We start from the raw sequence: 14,257 nt of genomic DNA on the forward strand, positions 1-14,257 counted from the left end.
CCACCCCGCCCAACAACCCCAAGAGCCAAAAACCCCAGGCGCCCCACGCACCCACCGGTACTCGATACCTACCTCAACCCGAGGCAGCACGAAGCCGGCGGAACCAGAAGCTCCCCCAGCACGAGAAGACCTCAATCCACCCGTCACTCGCCACCCCACACCCACCCGCCTCCATCCCCGAACATGACGATGCCCTGGCAGGGGACCACCCCCGCCAGGGCATCGCTCGTCCGTGCGTTCTTTCCTACGTCTGTAGGTGCATCGCTACAGCTTCGACGCGGACGCCTCGTCCAGCCAGAACACCGTCTTCTCGCCGCCCTTGACGCCCGCGACCGGTGCCTCGTCGACGCTCGCACCCGACAGCCCCAGGCGCACCGCTTCGGCCTTCGACTCACCGGCCGCCAGTACCCACACCTGTCGCGCCGTGTTGATCGACGACAGGGTCAGGCTCACCCGGGTCGGCGGGGGCTTGGGGGAGTCGTGGACCGCCACGGCGGCGGCCCCGTCCTCCCGCACTCCCGGCAGGCCCGGGAACAGCGAGGCGACATGCGCGTCCGGGCCCAGACCCAACAGGCACACGTCGAACTCCGGCACCGGTCCCTCGCCCCGGGCGGCCACCGACAGCGCGGCCGAGTAGTTGGTCGCCGCGCGCTCGACCTCGGCGAGGTCGGTCCCGTCGGAGGCCGGCATCGGGTGCACGTTGTCGGCCGGGATGTCGATGTCGTCGATCAGTGCCTCGCGGGCCTGGGTCTCGTTGCGCTCGGCGTCGCCTTCGGGCAGGAAACGCTCGTCGCCCCACCACAGGTGCACGTGGGACCACTTCATGCCACTGGCCTTGGCCTCGTCGCGCAGGGCGGCGAGGGTCTGGATACCGACCCCACCGCCGGTCAGCACCAGGTGGAAGTCGCGCTCGGCGGTCTCGGCGCTCACGATCAGCTTCGCCAACCGCGACGCCGCGCTCTGCGCCAACTGTGCGGCGTCGTTGGTGCGGACGATCTCCGGTTCGCTCATCTCAAGCTCCGCTTCCAGCGAGCATCGGCCCGAGATGGCGGGCCGCACTCGCGTATGTTTCGTCGGGATCCAGGCGGCGCAGTTCCTCGGCGAGCGCCGTGGCGGCGCCGCGCCTGGCCAGGGCCACCCTCTGGTCGGGCTGTGAGAACCTGCTCAGGGTGGCCACGCGACCATCGCGTCGGGAGATCACGATGTCCCCCTGGTCGGTGGTCAGACCCACCTCGGTCAGACCGGGTCCGTCCGAGGTCTCGCGCTCCACCGAGATCTCCAGGCGCTCGGACAGCCACGCCGCGAGTAGATCGGCGCTCGGATAGTCGGCCTCGGCCGTCACCTTGGCCCCGGTCACCCATCCGCAGGGTTGGTCCATGACGCTCGCCAGCAGTGAACGCCACGGGGTGAGCCGGGTCCAGGTCAGGTCCGTGTCGCCGGGACGGTAGTGGGAGACCCGGTCCATCAGGTCGCGCAGTGGGTCCGGGGCGCGCAGGGCGTCGGTGATCCGACGTTGCGCGAGTCGCCCCACCGGGTCCGAGGCCGGGTCGAGTGGACCCTGCCCCGGCCACCACACCACCACGGGCGCGTCCGGCACCAGCAGGGGAGTGAGCACCGAGTCCGGGTGCTCGCCCAAGGGTCCGTACAGGCGCAGCAGCACCGCCTCGCCGGGCCCCGAGGTGCCAGGACGACGGATCTCGGCGTCGATGGTGGGTTCGGCCTTGGGGTCACGACGGACGAGCGCCACCACCCGCGAGGGATGTTCGCGCCCGGCCTCCGTGGCGGCCCGCACGGCGTCGTAGTGGTCGGCCTCGTCGGTGACGATGACCAGGGTGAGAACCATGTTCATGGCACCGCCACCGACGCTGAGCCGTTCGGCCATGAGCGCCTCGGTGATCTCCGAGGTGGTGGTGCGCGGCAGGTAGAGCGTCATCGATTCCTCCCGACGGTCACGGACGCCGCCAATGGCGGCCGTCCCTGGCGAGCAGTTCGTGGGCGGACTCCGGACCCCAGGTGCCCGAACCGTACTGCTCGGGCTTGCCGTTCGCGGCCCAGTACTCCTCGACCGGGTCCAGGATCTGCCAGGACAGCTCCACTTCCTCCTGACGCGGGAACAGCGGCGGGTCGCCGATGAGCACGTCCAGGATGAGCCGCTCGTAGGCTTCGGGGCTGGCCTCGGTGAAGGACTGCCCATAGGTGAAGTCCATGCTCACGTCACGCACCTCCATGGAGGTGCCCGGCACCTTGGAACCGAACCGCAGGGTCACGCCCTCGTCCGGTTGGATGCGCAGCACCAGGGCGTTCTGCCCCAGTTCGCTGACGTCGGTGCGGGAGAACATCTGCTGCGGCGCGGCCTGGAACACCAGCGCCACCTCGGTGACCCGGCGGCCCAGACGCTTGCCGGTGCGCATGTAGAACGGCACACCCGCCCAACGGCGGGTGCCCACGTTCACCTTCAGCGCCGCGTAGGTCTCGGTCACCGAGTCGGAGGGGATGCCCTCCTCCTCGAGGTAGCCGCGCACCGCGGCACCGCCCTGCCACCCGGCTGCGTACTGGCCCCGGGCGGTGCCGGTGGCCAGGTCCTCTGGCAGAGTGACGGCGGAGAGCACCTTCTCCTTCTCCGTACGGATCGCGTCGGCGTTGTAGGAGACCGGCTCCTCCATGGCCACGAGCGCCAGAAGCTGCAACAGGTGGTTCTGCATGACGTCGCGGGCCGCGCCGATGCCGTCGTAGTAGCCGGCACGACCGCCCACACCGATGTCCTCGGCCATCGTGATCTGCACGTGGTCGACGTAGCTGCGGTTCCACAACGGCTCGAACAGGGTGTTGGCGAAGCGCAGCGCCAGGATGTTCTGGACGGTCTCCTTGCCCAGGTAGTGGTCGATGCGGAACACCGACGAGGGCGGGAAGACCTCGTCCACGACCTCGTTGAGCTCCTGCGCGCTCTCCAGGTCGTGACCGAAGGGTTTCTCGATCACCACCCGGCGCCACGGGGTGATCCCGCCCGGCCCCGAACCCTCCTCGGCCTGAGCCAGACCGGACCGCTTGAGCTGGGTGACCACGGTCGGGAACAGCTTGGGCGGCAGCGAAAGGTAGAACGCGTAGTTGCCGCCGGTACCGCGCTCGCGGTCCAGTTCCGTCACGGTCCGGGCCAGCTCGTCGAAGGCCTCGTCGTCGTCCAGGTCGCCCTGCACGAACCGCACGCCCTCGCTGAGCTGACGCCACACCTCCTCACGGAACGGTGTGCGCGCGTGTTTGCGCACGGCCTCCTGCGCCACCTGGGCGAAGTCCTGGTCCTCCCAGTCGCGGCGGGCGAAACCCACCAGACCGAAACCCGGCGGCAGCAGGCCCCGGTTGGCCAGGTCGTAGATCCCCGGCAGCAGCTTCTTGCGCGCCAGGTCACCCGTGACCCCGAACAGCACCAGAACGCTGGGCCCGGCGATCCGGGGAAGTCTTCGGTCCAGGGCGTTGCGGAGCGGGTTGGGTACCGCTCCAGGCATCACCGGTTCTTTCACGGTCTCTTCTCTTTCCGATGGAGAGTGGCCGGTGCTTCGGTGGTGTGCTCGCGGGCCGTTGCCGGAGCCGTGCCCCGGAACGGCCCGCGGTGTCAGCGGAGCTTTTCGAGCTTGGCCGACAGGGCCTCCAGGAGGCTCTTCCAGGAATCGACGAACTTGTCGACCCCCTCCTGCTCCAGGACGGTGAACACGTCGGTCAGGCTCACTCCGACGTCCGCGAGGGCGGCGAAGTCGTCCTGGGCCTGCTCGTAGGTGCCCAGAACGGTGTTGCCGGTGATCCGACCGTGGTCGGCGGTCGCGTCCAAGGTGGCCTGCGGCATGGTGTTCACGGTGTCGCGGGCCACCAGACCGGTGACGTAGAGGGTGTCCTCCAGGGTCGGGTCCTTGACACCGGTGGACGCCCACAGCGGACGTTGCGGCTTTGCGCCCTGCTCGGCGAGGGCGCGCCACTCGGGTGAGGAGAACACCTCGGTGTGGGCCTTGTAGGCCAGACGCGCGTTGGCCAGAGCGGCCTTGCCGGTCAGGGCGAGAGCCTCGTCGGTGCCGATCGCCTTCAGACGCTTGTCGACCTCGGTGTCCACGCGGCTGACGAAGAAGGAGGCCACCGAGTGGATCTTGGACGGGTCGTGGCCGTTGATACGGGCCAGCTCCATGCCCTCCAAGAACGCGTCCATCACCTGTCGGTAGCGCTCAAGGGAGAAGATCAGCGTGACGTTGACGCTGATGCCCTCGCCCAGGGTCCGGGTGATGGCGGGCAGACCCGCGGCGGTGGCGGGGATCTTGACCATCAGGTTGGGTCGGTCCACCAGCCACCACAGGGCCTTGGCCTCGGCGACGGTGCGTTCGGTGTCGTCGGCCAGACGCGGGTCCACCTCCAGGGACACGCGGCCGTCCACGCCCTCGGTGGCGTCGTAGACCGGACGCAGCACGTCCGCGGCCCACCGGATGTCGTAGGCGGTGATGGAGCGTACCGCCTCCTCCACCGAGACGCCTCGCACGGCCAGCTCGTGGACCTGCTCGTCGTAGGCGTCGCCCTCGGCGAGGGCCTTGTCGAAGATGGTGGGGTTGGAGGTGACGCCGACCACGTGCCGGGTCGACATCAGCTCGGTCAGATCGCCGGTCCGGAGACGTTCGCGGCTGATGTCGTCCAGCCAGACCGAAACGCCCTCCTCGGACAGGTCCCGGAGTGCGTTGCTCATGGTGTTCCTTCTTCCACTGGAACGAGGCCCGCCGCAGGGCTCGACCGCGGCGGGCCCCTTGATCACTTGCCGGACTTGGCGAGGCTCCTGCGAGCCGCTTCGACGACCGCCTCGGGCGTGAAGCCGAACTTCTCGTACAGGACCTCGTAGGGGGCGGAGGCACCGAAGTGCTCCAGGCTCACCGACTCGCCGGTGTCACCGACGTAGGTGCGCCACCCCAGGGCGATGCCGGCCTCGACGGACACGCGGGCCCGCACCGAGGAGGGGAGCACCTGCTCGCGGTACTCCTCGTCCTGCCGGTCGAACCACTCCACGCACGGCATCGAGACCACACGGGTGGGCGTACCCGCTTCCTGGAGCGACTCGCGCGCGTCCAGCGCGATCGGCACCTCGCTGCCGGTGGCGATGATGATGACCTCGGGGGTCCCACCGTCGGCCTCGGCCAGCACGTAGCCGCCCTTGACCGCGCCCTCGGCCGGCGCGTACTCCTGCCGGTCCAGGACGGGCAGGTTCTGCCGGGTCAGCGCCAGCGCGGACGGGCGGTCGGCGTTCTCCATGACCGAACGCCACACCACGGCGGTCTCGTTGGCGTCGGCCGGGCGGATGACGTCCAGTCCCGGGATGGCGCGCAGCGACCACAGGTGTTCGACCGGCTGGTGGGTGGGGCCGTCCTCACCCAGGCCGATGGAGTCGTGCGTCCACACGTAGGTGACGCCCAGCTTCATCAGCGCGGCCAGGCGGACGGCCGGGCGCATGTAGTCGCTGAAGACCAGGAACGTGCCGCCGTAGGGGCGGGTCGGGCCGTGCAGGGCGATGCCGTTGAGGATCGAACCCATGCCGTGCTCTCGCACACCGAAGTGCAGGACGCGCCCGTACGGGTTGCCCGGGAACATCTCGCTGGCGCGGTCGAAGGGCAGGAAGGACGGCTCGCCCTTGGGCGTGGTGTTGTTGGACCCGGCCAGGTCGGCGGAGCCACCCCACAGCTCGGGCAGCACCGGGGCCAGGGCGGAGAGCACCTCACCGCTGGCCTTACGGGTGGCCATGCCCTTCTCGCCGGCCTCGAAGGTGGGAACGGACTTCTCCCAGCCCTCCGGAAGGCGCTGCGAGACCAGGCGGTCGAACAGTTCCGCACGCTCACCGGCGCTCTTGTGCCAGGCGTCGAACCCGACCTTCCAGGCCTCGTGCGCCGCACGGCCGCGGTCCACCGCCTTGCGGGTGTGCTCGATGACGGAGTCCTCGACGCCGAACGGCTCGTCGGGCAGGCCCAGGATCTGCTTGGTGGCGGAGATCTCGTCGGCGCCGATCGCGGCACCGTGGATGGCGCCGGTGTTCTGCTTGTTGGGCGCCGGCCAACCGATGACGGTGCGCAGTCGGATGAAGGTGGGACGCTCGGTCTCGGCCTTGCCGCGCAGGATCGCCTGGTAGAGGGCCTCGATGTCCTCGACGTAATCGCCGGTGGCGGTCCAGTCGACGTCCTCGACGTGCCAGCCGTAGGCGGCGTAGCGGGCGACCACGTCCTCGCTGTGCGCGATACGGGTGTCGTCCTCGATCGAGATCTTGTTGTCGTCCCAGATCATGATGAGGTTGCCCAGCTGCTGGGTCCCCGCCAGGGCGCTGGCCTCGTGGCTCACGCCCTCCTGGACGTCACCGTCGGAGCAGAACGCGTAGATGTGGTGGTCGAAGGGGCCGGCGCCCGGTCCGACCTCGGGGCTGAACAGGCCGCGCTCGCGGCGGGCGGCCATGGCCATGCCCACGGCGTTGCCCACGCCCTGGCCCAGCGGGCCGGTGGTGGTCTCCACGCCGGGGGTGTGGCTGAACTCGGGGTGACCCGGAGTGCGGCTGTCCCACTGGCGCAGGGACTTCAGGTCCTCCAGCTCCAGGCCGTATCCGGCGAGGTAGAGCTGGATGTACAGGGTGAGGCTGGAGTGACCGATCGACAGGACGAAGCGGTCGCGGCCGGCCCACTCGGGGTCCGAGGGGTCGTGCCGCATGACCTTCTGGAACAGAAGGTAGGCGGCGGGAGCCAGGCTCATCGCGGTGCCGGGGTGGCCGTTACCGGACTTCTCTACCGCGTCCATGGCCAGCGCCCGGACCGTGTTCACGGCACGGAGGTCGAGGTCCGACCACTCCAGAGTCTGCGGGGTGTGGGCGTTCACGGACTGACGTCCTCCTTCTCGGGCACCCGAATCATCCGGCGTTCGGGGCGGTGTGGGGTCGTGTGTACTTGTCGGTCGCCGGGCACCCCGGCGGTGACCCACCGGTCGGGTGGGCCGAAGGGGGTGTGGAGGGTGAGAACGGCGCCGTTTGCGAGCCTATCGTCCGTGTCGAGACGTGTCGTTGGCCGACACCTCCCCTTACCCGCGGGTAACGGACGCGTGGCACGTTGGTGGCGGGGTCGGGCGTGTGCGAACCTTCCTTACGCTCGCCTCACACCGCCGCGGCCGCTCGTCATGGGGCGAAGGTCACCCATGGGGCGGGGCTTCGTTCCCTGGGGGTTGGTCATCGGCCCGCGCAAGGAAGTACTACAGTATGTCGTTGACGGGGTTTTCGCTGATCCTGACGGTTTGTCGGTCCGCTCGACCCCGCGTGGCGAGCAGTGTCGAATTTCCTGAAGAGTTGTCGAGGTATCCGCGTGTCTGAAACCGAGCCGGCCCCGCAGGGGACAGGAGTGCTTTCGGCCGTGGGGACGCGGTACTGATGGCGCTCACCAACCGCTCCCCCGAGGTCGGATCGTCCACCCCGGAGGCCCCCCGCAAGGTCTCCCTGGGCGAGTACGTCCGTGCCTACGTCGCCCTGTCCAAACCCCGCGTCATCGAGCTGCTGCTCATCACCACCATCCCGGTGATGTTCGTGGCCGCCGGTGGTGTGCCGCCGCTGTGGATCGCGGTGGCCACCCTGCTGTTCGGCACCATGTCAGCGGCCAGCGCCAACGCGATGAACTGCTACATCGACCGCGACATCGACCGTGAGATGCGTCGCACCCGGCAGCGTCCGGCCGCGATGGACCTGGTCACCCCCAGGGGGGCCCTCGTCTACGGGCTGATCCTGGCGGTCGGCTCCACGGTCGGGTTCCTCGTGTTCGTCAACGTGCTGTCCGCCGTGCTGTCGCTCTTCGCGATCGGGTTCTACATCTTCGTGTACTCGATGCTGCTCAAGCGGCGCACCGCGCAGAACGTGGTGTGGGGCGGCATCGCCGGCTGCATGCCCGTGCTCATCGGCTGGGCCGCGGTCACCAACAGTCTCGACTGGGCGCCGTTCGTGCTGTTCCTGGTGGTGTTCTTCTGGACGCCCCCGCACACCTGGACCCTGGCCATGCGCTACCGCGAGGACTACGCGGCCGCCAAGGTCCCGATGCTGCCGGTGGTCGCCGGCGACCGCCGAGTGCTGCTGGAGTCGGTGCTCTACAGCTGGGCGACCGTCATCGTGTCCCTCGCCTTCTGGCCGGTGGCCGGCACCACCTGGTTCTACGGCGTGGTCGCGCTGATCCTGGGCGCCCTGCTGGTGTTCCAGGCCCACCGACTGCTGAGCCGCTCCAATGCGGGTGTGACCGGTGCCAAGCTCAAGACCATGGGCTTCTTCCACCTGTCCAACGCCTACCTGGCGCTGCTGTTCTCGGCCGTGACCATCGACCCGCTCCTGGCGGGCGTGCTCGGCTGAGCGCCGCACCACAGACGACGACGGCGCCCGTCCCCTCGGTGGGGACGGGCGCCGTTTCCGTTGCGCGGGCCGGCTCAGGCGGATCGGCGGCGGAAGACCAGTACGGCCGACCACACCACCAGGGACACCAGCAGCAGGGCCAGGGGGACGTGCGCCTGAAGCGGACCGTAGGTGCCCAGCGCCGCCTGCGGGAAGCCGACCACGAACGCTCCCAGACTGAGCAGGAGGACCGTGCGGTCGTTCCCGGGCCCTCGCCCCCCGCGGGACCACAGCGCGCCCGCTGCGAGCAGTTGCGCGCCGGTGGTCACGTGCACCGCGAGCGCTCCCGCGTAGTGGAACGGCAGGGCGTCCAGGTTGTGGGTGATCAGTTGGCCGGCGGTGACGAACTCCCACAGGAGCACGGCCGACGCGGCCAGGACCGCCACACGCAGCACCCATTCCCAGGCGGTGACGGGTCGGGCCCGGGCGGTGTCGTTCGGGGCCATGGTGGGGCCTTTCCGGGTGGGTCGGGTCGGACTGTCATCCTGTCGTACACGGACGGTCCCCTCGGGGCGATCCCCGCAGCGTGGAGGGGGAGTCGGTGTCGCCGGTGGCAAGCGCTACGATCTGTGCTCATGCCCCGACTCGACAGCAAGGCCATTCTCCAGGGCCGCAGATCCCGTTACTCGATGACGCTCATCCTGGGCATCACCATCAGCGTGGTGTGCATGATCGGCATGCTCGGTTACCTGTGGCTGCTGGCCATAGCGGGCGGTGCGGCCGCGGGGATCGACGGGGCCGTCGGCTTCGTGGTGAGCCTGGTCGCGGCGATCGTCCCGGTCACCATCCTCATCCCGCTCATCCTCCTGCTGGACCGCATCGAACCCGAACCCGGATGGGTGCTGTTCTTCGCCTTCGTCTGGGGTGCCGGAGTGGCGGTCGTGGCGTCCTTCCTCCTCAACACCTGGGGCATCGCCTACCTCATGGTGCCGGTCTTCGGGCCGGACCTGGGCGACTTCCTCGGCACCTCGCTGGTGGCCCCGGTGGTGGAGGAGAGCGCCAAGGGCCTGGTGCTGCTGATCCTGCTGTGGCGGCGCCGCCACGAGATCGACACCTTCACCGACGGGGTGGTCTACGCGGGCATGGTGGCTACCGGCTTCGCGTTCACCGAGAACATCCTGTACTTCCTCAGTGCCTTCTTCGACGGCACGCTGGTCGCCACCTTCGCCATCCGCGGGATCATCGCGCCCTTCGGCCACCCGCTCTACACCGCGATGATCGGTATCGGTGTCGCCTACGCGGCCATGCGCAGCGGAGGTCTGCGCTTCCTCGCCCCCATCGCCGGTTGGATCCTGGCGGTGCTGCTGCACGGAATGTGGAACGGCGCGACCCTCTTCGGGTGGGGTGGTCTGGGTGTGGCCTACCTGGTGCTGTTCGTGGTGCTCATGGGCATCCTGGGCATCGCCCGGCAGGACCGGCGCGACCAGATCACCGCGATCGCCCGCTACCTGCCGCCCTACATCTCCACCGGACTGGTGACCCCCGCCGACATCACCATGCTCGGCTCCATGCCCGGCCGCCGCCAGGCCAGGGAATGGGCGGCGCGCAACGCCGGCGCCCGTGGACGCACGGCGATGAAGGACTACCAGCTGGCCGCCACGGAGCTCGCGTTGTTGCACCAGAAGCTGGACGCCGGTGTGGCCCGCAAGGACTGGAAGGTCAACCGCGACGCGTTCCTGGCCCTGATGCACGTGGCCCGGGACACCTTCCTGGGGCGGCTACCCCAGCCTGTCACCCCGGGCTGGGCGGAACGCCCCACGGACTCGGGCTTCATGCGGCGCGCGGACTTCGCGCACGTCATCGCCCAGGCGCAGGCTCAGCAGAACTACGTTCCCCGTCACGGTCAGCCTCAGGACCGGCCTCCGCATCCGCCCCGGTACTGACCCGTTCCTCCACCGGGGTCAGTCGGGTGGTGGCGAAGTACAGCCGTGCGATCGCCACCCAGGTCAGCGCCGAACCGAGCACGTGCAGCACCACGAGGGTCTCGGGCAGTTCCAGGGCGTACTGGGTGTAGCCCAGGACGCCCTGGAGCAGGACGATCACCAGCAGCGCGACGCTGCTCAGACGGGCGGGCCGGCCGGCGCCGCCACGGTGGGCCAGCAGGACGGCGGCGGCACCGCCCATCAGGGTCAGCCAGCCCAGGACCGAGTGCACACGGGTGACCGCGGGAAGGTCCATCTCCCAACGCGGGGCGGCCGCGTCACCGCCGTGCGGGCCGGTGCCGGTGACGACGGTTCCGGCGATGAGCAGCAGGAAGCCGACCACGACCAGGGCGATGCTCACCGTGTGCAGCATCGGGCCCACGACGACCTTGGGCGTTCCCTCCGGCTCCTGGCAGCGCACGTACAGCGCGACGGCGATGAAGACCATCACCATGGACAGCAGGAAGTGGGCGCCGACCGAGGCCGGGTGCAGGTCGGTCCAGACGGTGATGCCGCCGACCACGCCCTGCCCCAGGACGCCGATCGGGATGATGGTCGCCAGCCGGACCAGGTCGCGGCGGCGTGGGGACATGCGCAGGACGGCGATCAGGGTGATCACGCCGACCGCCAGGACGAGGAAGGTCAGCGTACGGTTGCCGAACTCGATGGCGGCGTTGAAGGCCGCGTGGCCGGTGTCGATCGGCACGAAGCTGTCGGGGGTGCACTTGGGCCACTCGGAACAGCCCAGCCCCGAGGAGGTGACCCGGACGGTGGCGCCGGTGACGGCGATACCGGCGTTGACGACGATGTTCCCCAGTGCCCAACCGCGCAGCGACCTCTGCGTGGGTTTCCAGATGGTGCCGGCCAACAGGACCAGGGCCAGCACGCCGAGGGCGGCCAAGGCGACCTGCCAACCCCACAGGGGCACGCCGAGGAGCACGATGTCCTCGAGCTCGTCGGCCGCGATCGAAGAGAGTGCGTTGGTCGTCGTCGCGGCGACCGGGGAATCAGACATACGACAGACTGTAGTACATCGTCGTGGTGGCGATTACGCGACCCCGCCGAGTGGTTCCACCTGCATCGATGGGGTCGGGTGGCATGGAAAGGGTCCCGGGGTCGAACCCCGGGACCCTGGGTCATCGGACCCGGATCAGTCGTTGTAGTTGGCGATGCACTGGCTCAGCAGGTCGAGGTCCAGGTTGATCAGGCCCAGGGTGTTCTGCTCCTTGAGGCACGCCTGGTAGATCTCGGACTCGGAGTGGGTGCCGGCGGTCGCGGCTCCGGCGCCCGCTCCGAGCAGACCCGCGGTGAACAGAGCGGCGACCGCACACTTGGTCATGGTTCGCATTGCTTTGCCTTTCGAGCGACTACAACGGCTTGGGCGCGCTGCCCACCAGCCCTGATAGCCCTTAGCTCACGCTTGGAAACTCTCTGTGCTTATTTTTTGTGTCGTCTTGCAGTTCCAGAGAGGAAGCAAAAGGCGCATCGAGGGGGTCAGGAGCTCGAAGGAGAGGAGGTGCGGGTCGAACCGGCGCTGGCCACGATCACGCAGGCCACCGCCAGCCACTGCCACACGGTCAGCAGTTCACCGAGCAGGACCAACCCCACCAGGGCGGCGGCCGCCGGTTGAAGGCTCATCAGCACCCCGAACACCCGTGGCGGGATCCGACGCAGCGCGTTCAGCTCCAGCGTGTAGGGGACCACGGACGAGAGCACGCCCACGGCCAGCCCGAACAGCAGCAACCGCCAGTCGAGCAGCGCGGCACCGCCCTCGGCGATCCCCGCCGGAGCCAGGACGACGACCCCCACCACACTGCCGATGGCCAGCCCGGAGGCTCCACTGAACCGCTGCCCCGTGGCCGCGCTCAGCAGGATGTAGCCGGCCCAGGCGACCGCGGCCAGCACCGCGAAGAGCACACCCAGTGGGTCGAGCGACCCGAACTCCACCCCCAGGGCCGCCACACCGAGCCCGGCCAGACCGGCCCACAGAAGGTCGACGCGCCGACGCGAACCCAGGATCGCGATGGCCAGCGGTCCCAGGTATTCGATGGTGACCGCGATGCCCAGCGGAATGCGGGCGAAGGCCTGGTAGATGAGGAAGTTCATGCCTGCCAGCGCCACCCCGTAGCCGATCACCACCATCCAGTCGGTGCGGCTCCGAGCGCGCAGCACCGGGCGGGCCAGGACCACCAGGACCACCGCGGAGGTGAGCAGACGCAGCCAGACCACCGCGGCGGGCGGCAACGCCTCGAAGAGGTTCTTGGCCACCCCGGCGCCGGTCTGAACGGAGACGATGCCGATCAGGATCAACCACACCGGCGGCATCGAGTCGAGTACCGCGCTGGGGGAGAGACGGGGCGTGCTGGTGCTCATCGGATCATCATACGTTTTGCGGGGTAGGGGCCGTCTCCGTCGCCTCCCCGTCCTCCATGGTCTCGCTCGCGACCGAACGCTCGCGCGGACCCCCGACGAAGGCCACCAACAGCAACGACCACGCGATGACCACCACGGCGGGCTGCAGGAGCGTCATCACCAACCCGATCACCGTCAGATCGCCCTGGCCGGTGAGGGACTGCACGCCGATCCACAGGAACGGCAGCGCCGCCGCGAACAGGTTCACCACCAGGGCGGTCCACGCCATCACGGCCCGGGGCGGACGACGCCACCACAGGAGAGCGCCCCCCGCCAGCACGAGGAACAGCGGCGGACCCAGGTAACGGACCACGATGAACCAGGGCACGCCGATGCTCTCCATGTCGGTCACCCTATCCGGGAGGTACCAGACACGACCGTCATGGTGTGAAATGGTTCGGTCCGATCCCGGATGACCCCGTCCCCGCTGGAGAACCCCACGATGTCCCGCACCCGACGTAGAGCCCGCACCCGCACCGCCCCCGACGGTCTGCCCCGGTGGCCGATGGTGGCCGGGGCGTCGGCCCTGCTACTGGCGGTGGTGGTGGGCGGGTACACCGGCGGGATGTTCTTCGCCGAGACCACGTCGCAGGTCGAGGAGATGACGGTGACCTCCGGCATCCTCGTCGAACCCTCCGGAGCCCCCGACCCAGAACCCTCCCAAGAACCCGAACCGGAGGAGGATACCCACCCCGCCGGTCTGGACCCGGCGGTCACCTATGCCCTGCTGAACGTGAACGGCGAACGGGCCCTGGACGTCGCGGGCGGCTCCACCGACAACGGGGCCCACGTGCACCTGTGGGACCGTCACGACGAGCAGAACCAGCAGTGGAGGTTCGTCCCCGTCGAGGACGACTTCTACGAGATCGTCGGCGTGGGCAGCGGCAAACTGCTGGAGTTCCCCACCGAACCCGACCCCGAGGCCGACCCCGCGGCCACCCTGCTCACCCGGACCGGCGAGCCCGAGCAGCACTGGACCGTGGCCGAGGTCGGTGACGGGGTGGTCCGTCTGGTCAACCGCGCCTCGGGGCAGGCCCTCGAAGGACAGGGCGGCGCACCGGACAACGGCACCCTCGCCGCTCCGGCCGAGGACGGGGGCCACCCCCACCAACAATGGCGCCTGGCCCCGCTGGGCTGATCCGAACCGGTCCGGCGCCACCGTGTTGAGGTCGCCCACATGTTCTCCGACCGTGCGTAGACCGACGCCCCCGTCGCGGCAGGCCGCCGCGACCGCTCGGCGTCCACGCACGTTCGCGGCGTCGCCCGTTTCTTCGGGCGGGCCCCTGGGTCGACTGTCCTACGGGGTGGTACCGGTCGTGGTGGCCTCGGCCGTGCTCCTGGTCGGCGGGCGGGTCAGGGCAGCAACAGGGAACGCGCGATCCGCCAGGTGGCCTCGTCGGCGGCGTTCAACAGCCCCAACCGGTCGTCGCCGGGGCGGTAGGGGTCGCCCTCGGGACGGAGGGCGACCCCGCCGGCCTCGGTGATCAGCAAGCAACCGGGGGTGTGGTCCCAG

At 69.5% G+C, this 14,257-nt stretch carries 13 protein-coding genes; 3 read left to right on the forward strand and 10 right to left on the reverse strand.

Features of this window, described 5'->3' with window-relative positions; translation table 11 throughout:
• Positions 1–264: 264 nt before the first annotated feature.
• The 5 genes from pgl to tkt all read right to left on the reverse strand — a co-directional run bounded on the left by pgl (position 265) and on the right by tkt (position 6,870).
• Positions 265–1,011, reverse strand: coding sequence for a 6-phosphogluconolactonase (gene pgl, locus K8V84_RS06950; RefSeq protein WP_304071935.1), 747 nt, complete (start codon positions 1,009–1,011; stop codon positions 265–267).
• 1 nt (position 1,012) lies between these two features.
• Positions 1,013–1,933, reverse strand: a complete 921-nt coding sequence (locus K8V84_RS06955; RefSeq protein WP_304071937.1) for a glucose-6-phosphate dehydrogenase assembly protein OpcA — start codon at positions 1,931–1,933, stop codon at positions 1,013–1,015.
• A 16-nt stretch (positions 1,934–1,949) separates the two neighbouring features.
• Positions 1,950–3,500 (reverse strand): glucose-6-phosphate dehydrogenase, encoded by a 1,551-nt coding sequence (zwf, locus tag K8V84_RS06960; RefSeq protein WP_304071938.1) that lies wholly within the window; start codon positions 3,498–3,500, stop codon positions 1,950–1,952.
• Positions 3,501–3,607: 107 nt separating this feature from the next.
• Complete coding sequence (gene tal / locus K8V84_RS06965) at positions 3,608–4,714, reverse strand: transaldolase (protein WP_304071940.1); 1,107 nt, start codon at positions 4,712–4,714, stop codon at positions 3,608–3,610.
• Between the two features lie 62 nt (positions 4,715–4,776).
• The gene (gene tkt, locus K8V84_RS06970; protein ID WP_304071942.1) at positions 4,777–6,870 is read right to left on the reverse strand and encodes a transketolase; all 2,094 of its coding nucleotides are present in this window, start codon (positions 6,868–6,870) and stop codon (positions 4,777–4,779) included.
• A gap of 541 nt (positions 6,871–7,411) precedes the next feature.
• Between tkt and K8V84_RS06975 the strand changes: the two genes are divergently transcribed.
• Positions 7,412–8,371, forward strand: coding sequence for a heme o synthase (locus K8V84_RS06975; protein ID WP_304071944.1), 960 nt, complete (start codon positions 7,412–7,414; stop codon positions 8,369–8,371).
• Positions 8,372–8,445: 74 nt separating this feature from the next.
• Here K8V84_RS06975 and K8V84_RS06980 read toward each other — a convergent pair whose 3' ends face one another.
• Positions 8,446–8,856, reverse strand: coding sequence for a hypothetical protein (locus K8V84_RS06980; protein ID WP_304071946.1), 411 nt, complete (start codon positions 8,854–8,856; stop codon positions 8,446–8,448).
• Between the two features lie 129 nt (positions 8,857–8,985).
• Here K8V84_RS06980 and K8V84_RS06985 point away from each other — a divergent pair, with 129 nt between their 5' ends.
• Positions 8,986–10,293: a PrsW family intramembrane metalloprotease gene (locus tag K8V84_RS06985; RefSeq protein ID WP_304071949.1), complete on the forward strand. Its 1,308-nt coding sequence runs from the start codon at positions 8,986–8,988 to the stop codon at positions 10,291–10,293.
• On the opposite strand, the gene K8V84_RS06990 is transcribed toward K8V84_RS06985, so the two are convergent.
• The 4 genes from K8V84_RS06990 to K8V84_RS07005 form a co-directional block, all read right to left on the reverse strand.
• Positions 10,208–11,347 carry a heme A synthase gene (locus K8V84_RS06990; protein ID WP_304071952.1) on the reverse strand — a complete coding sequence of 380 codons (1,140 nt, stop codon included), beginning with the start codon at positions 11,345–11,347 and terminating at the stop codon, positions 10,208–10,210. The genes K8V84_RS06985 and K8V84_RS06990 overlap by 86 nt on opposite strands.
• Positions 11,348–11,482: 135 nt before the next feature.
• Entirely contained in the window at positions 11,483–11,680 is a 198-nt protein-coding gene (locus K8V84_RS06995) for a hypothetical protein (RefSeq protein ID WP_304071955.1), read from the reverse strand.
• 146 nt (positions 11,681–11,826) lie between these two features.
• Entirely contained in the window at positions 11,827–12,705 is an 879-nt protein-coding gene (locus K8V84_RS07000; protein ID WP_304071958.1) for a DMT family transporter, read from the reverse strand.
• A gap of 7 nt (positions 12,706–12,712) precedes the next feature.
• Positions 12,713–13,087, reverse strand: coding sequence for a hypothetical protein (locus K8V84_RS07005; protein WP_304071960.1), 375 nt, complete (start codon positions 13,085–13,087; stop codon positions 12,713–12,715).
• Positions 13,088–13,186: 99 nt separating this feature from the next.
• On the opposite strand from K8V84_RS07005, the gene K8V84_RS07010 reads away from it, so the two are divergent.
• Positions 13,187–13,882, forward strand: coding sequence for an RICIN domain-containing protein (locus K8V84_RS07010; protein ID WP_304071963.1), 696 nt, complete (start codon positions 13,187–13,189; stop codon positions 13,880–13,882).
• Positions 13,883–14,257: the final 375 nt, after the last annotated feature.

The sequence above is a fragment of the Nocardiopsis listeri genome (genome assembly GCF_020741345.1).
GTDB lineage: Bacteria > Actinomycetota > Actinomycetes > Streptosporangiales > Streptosporangiaceae > Nocardiopsis > Nocardiopsis listeri_A.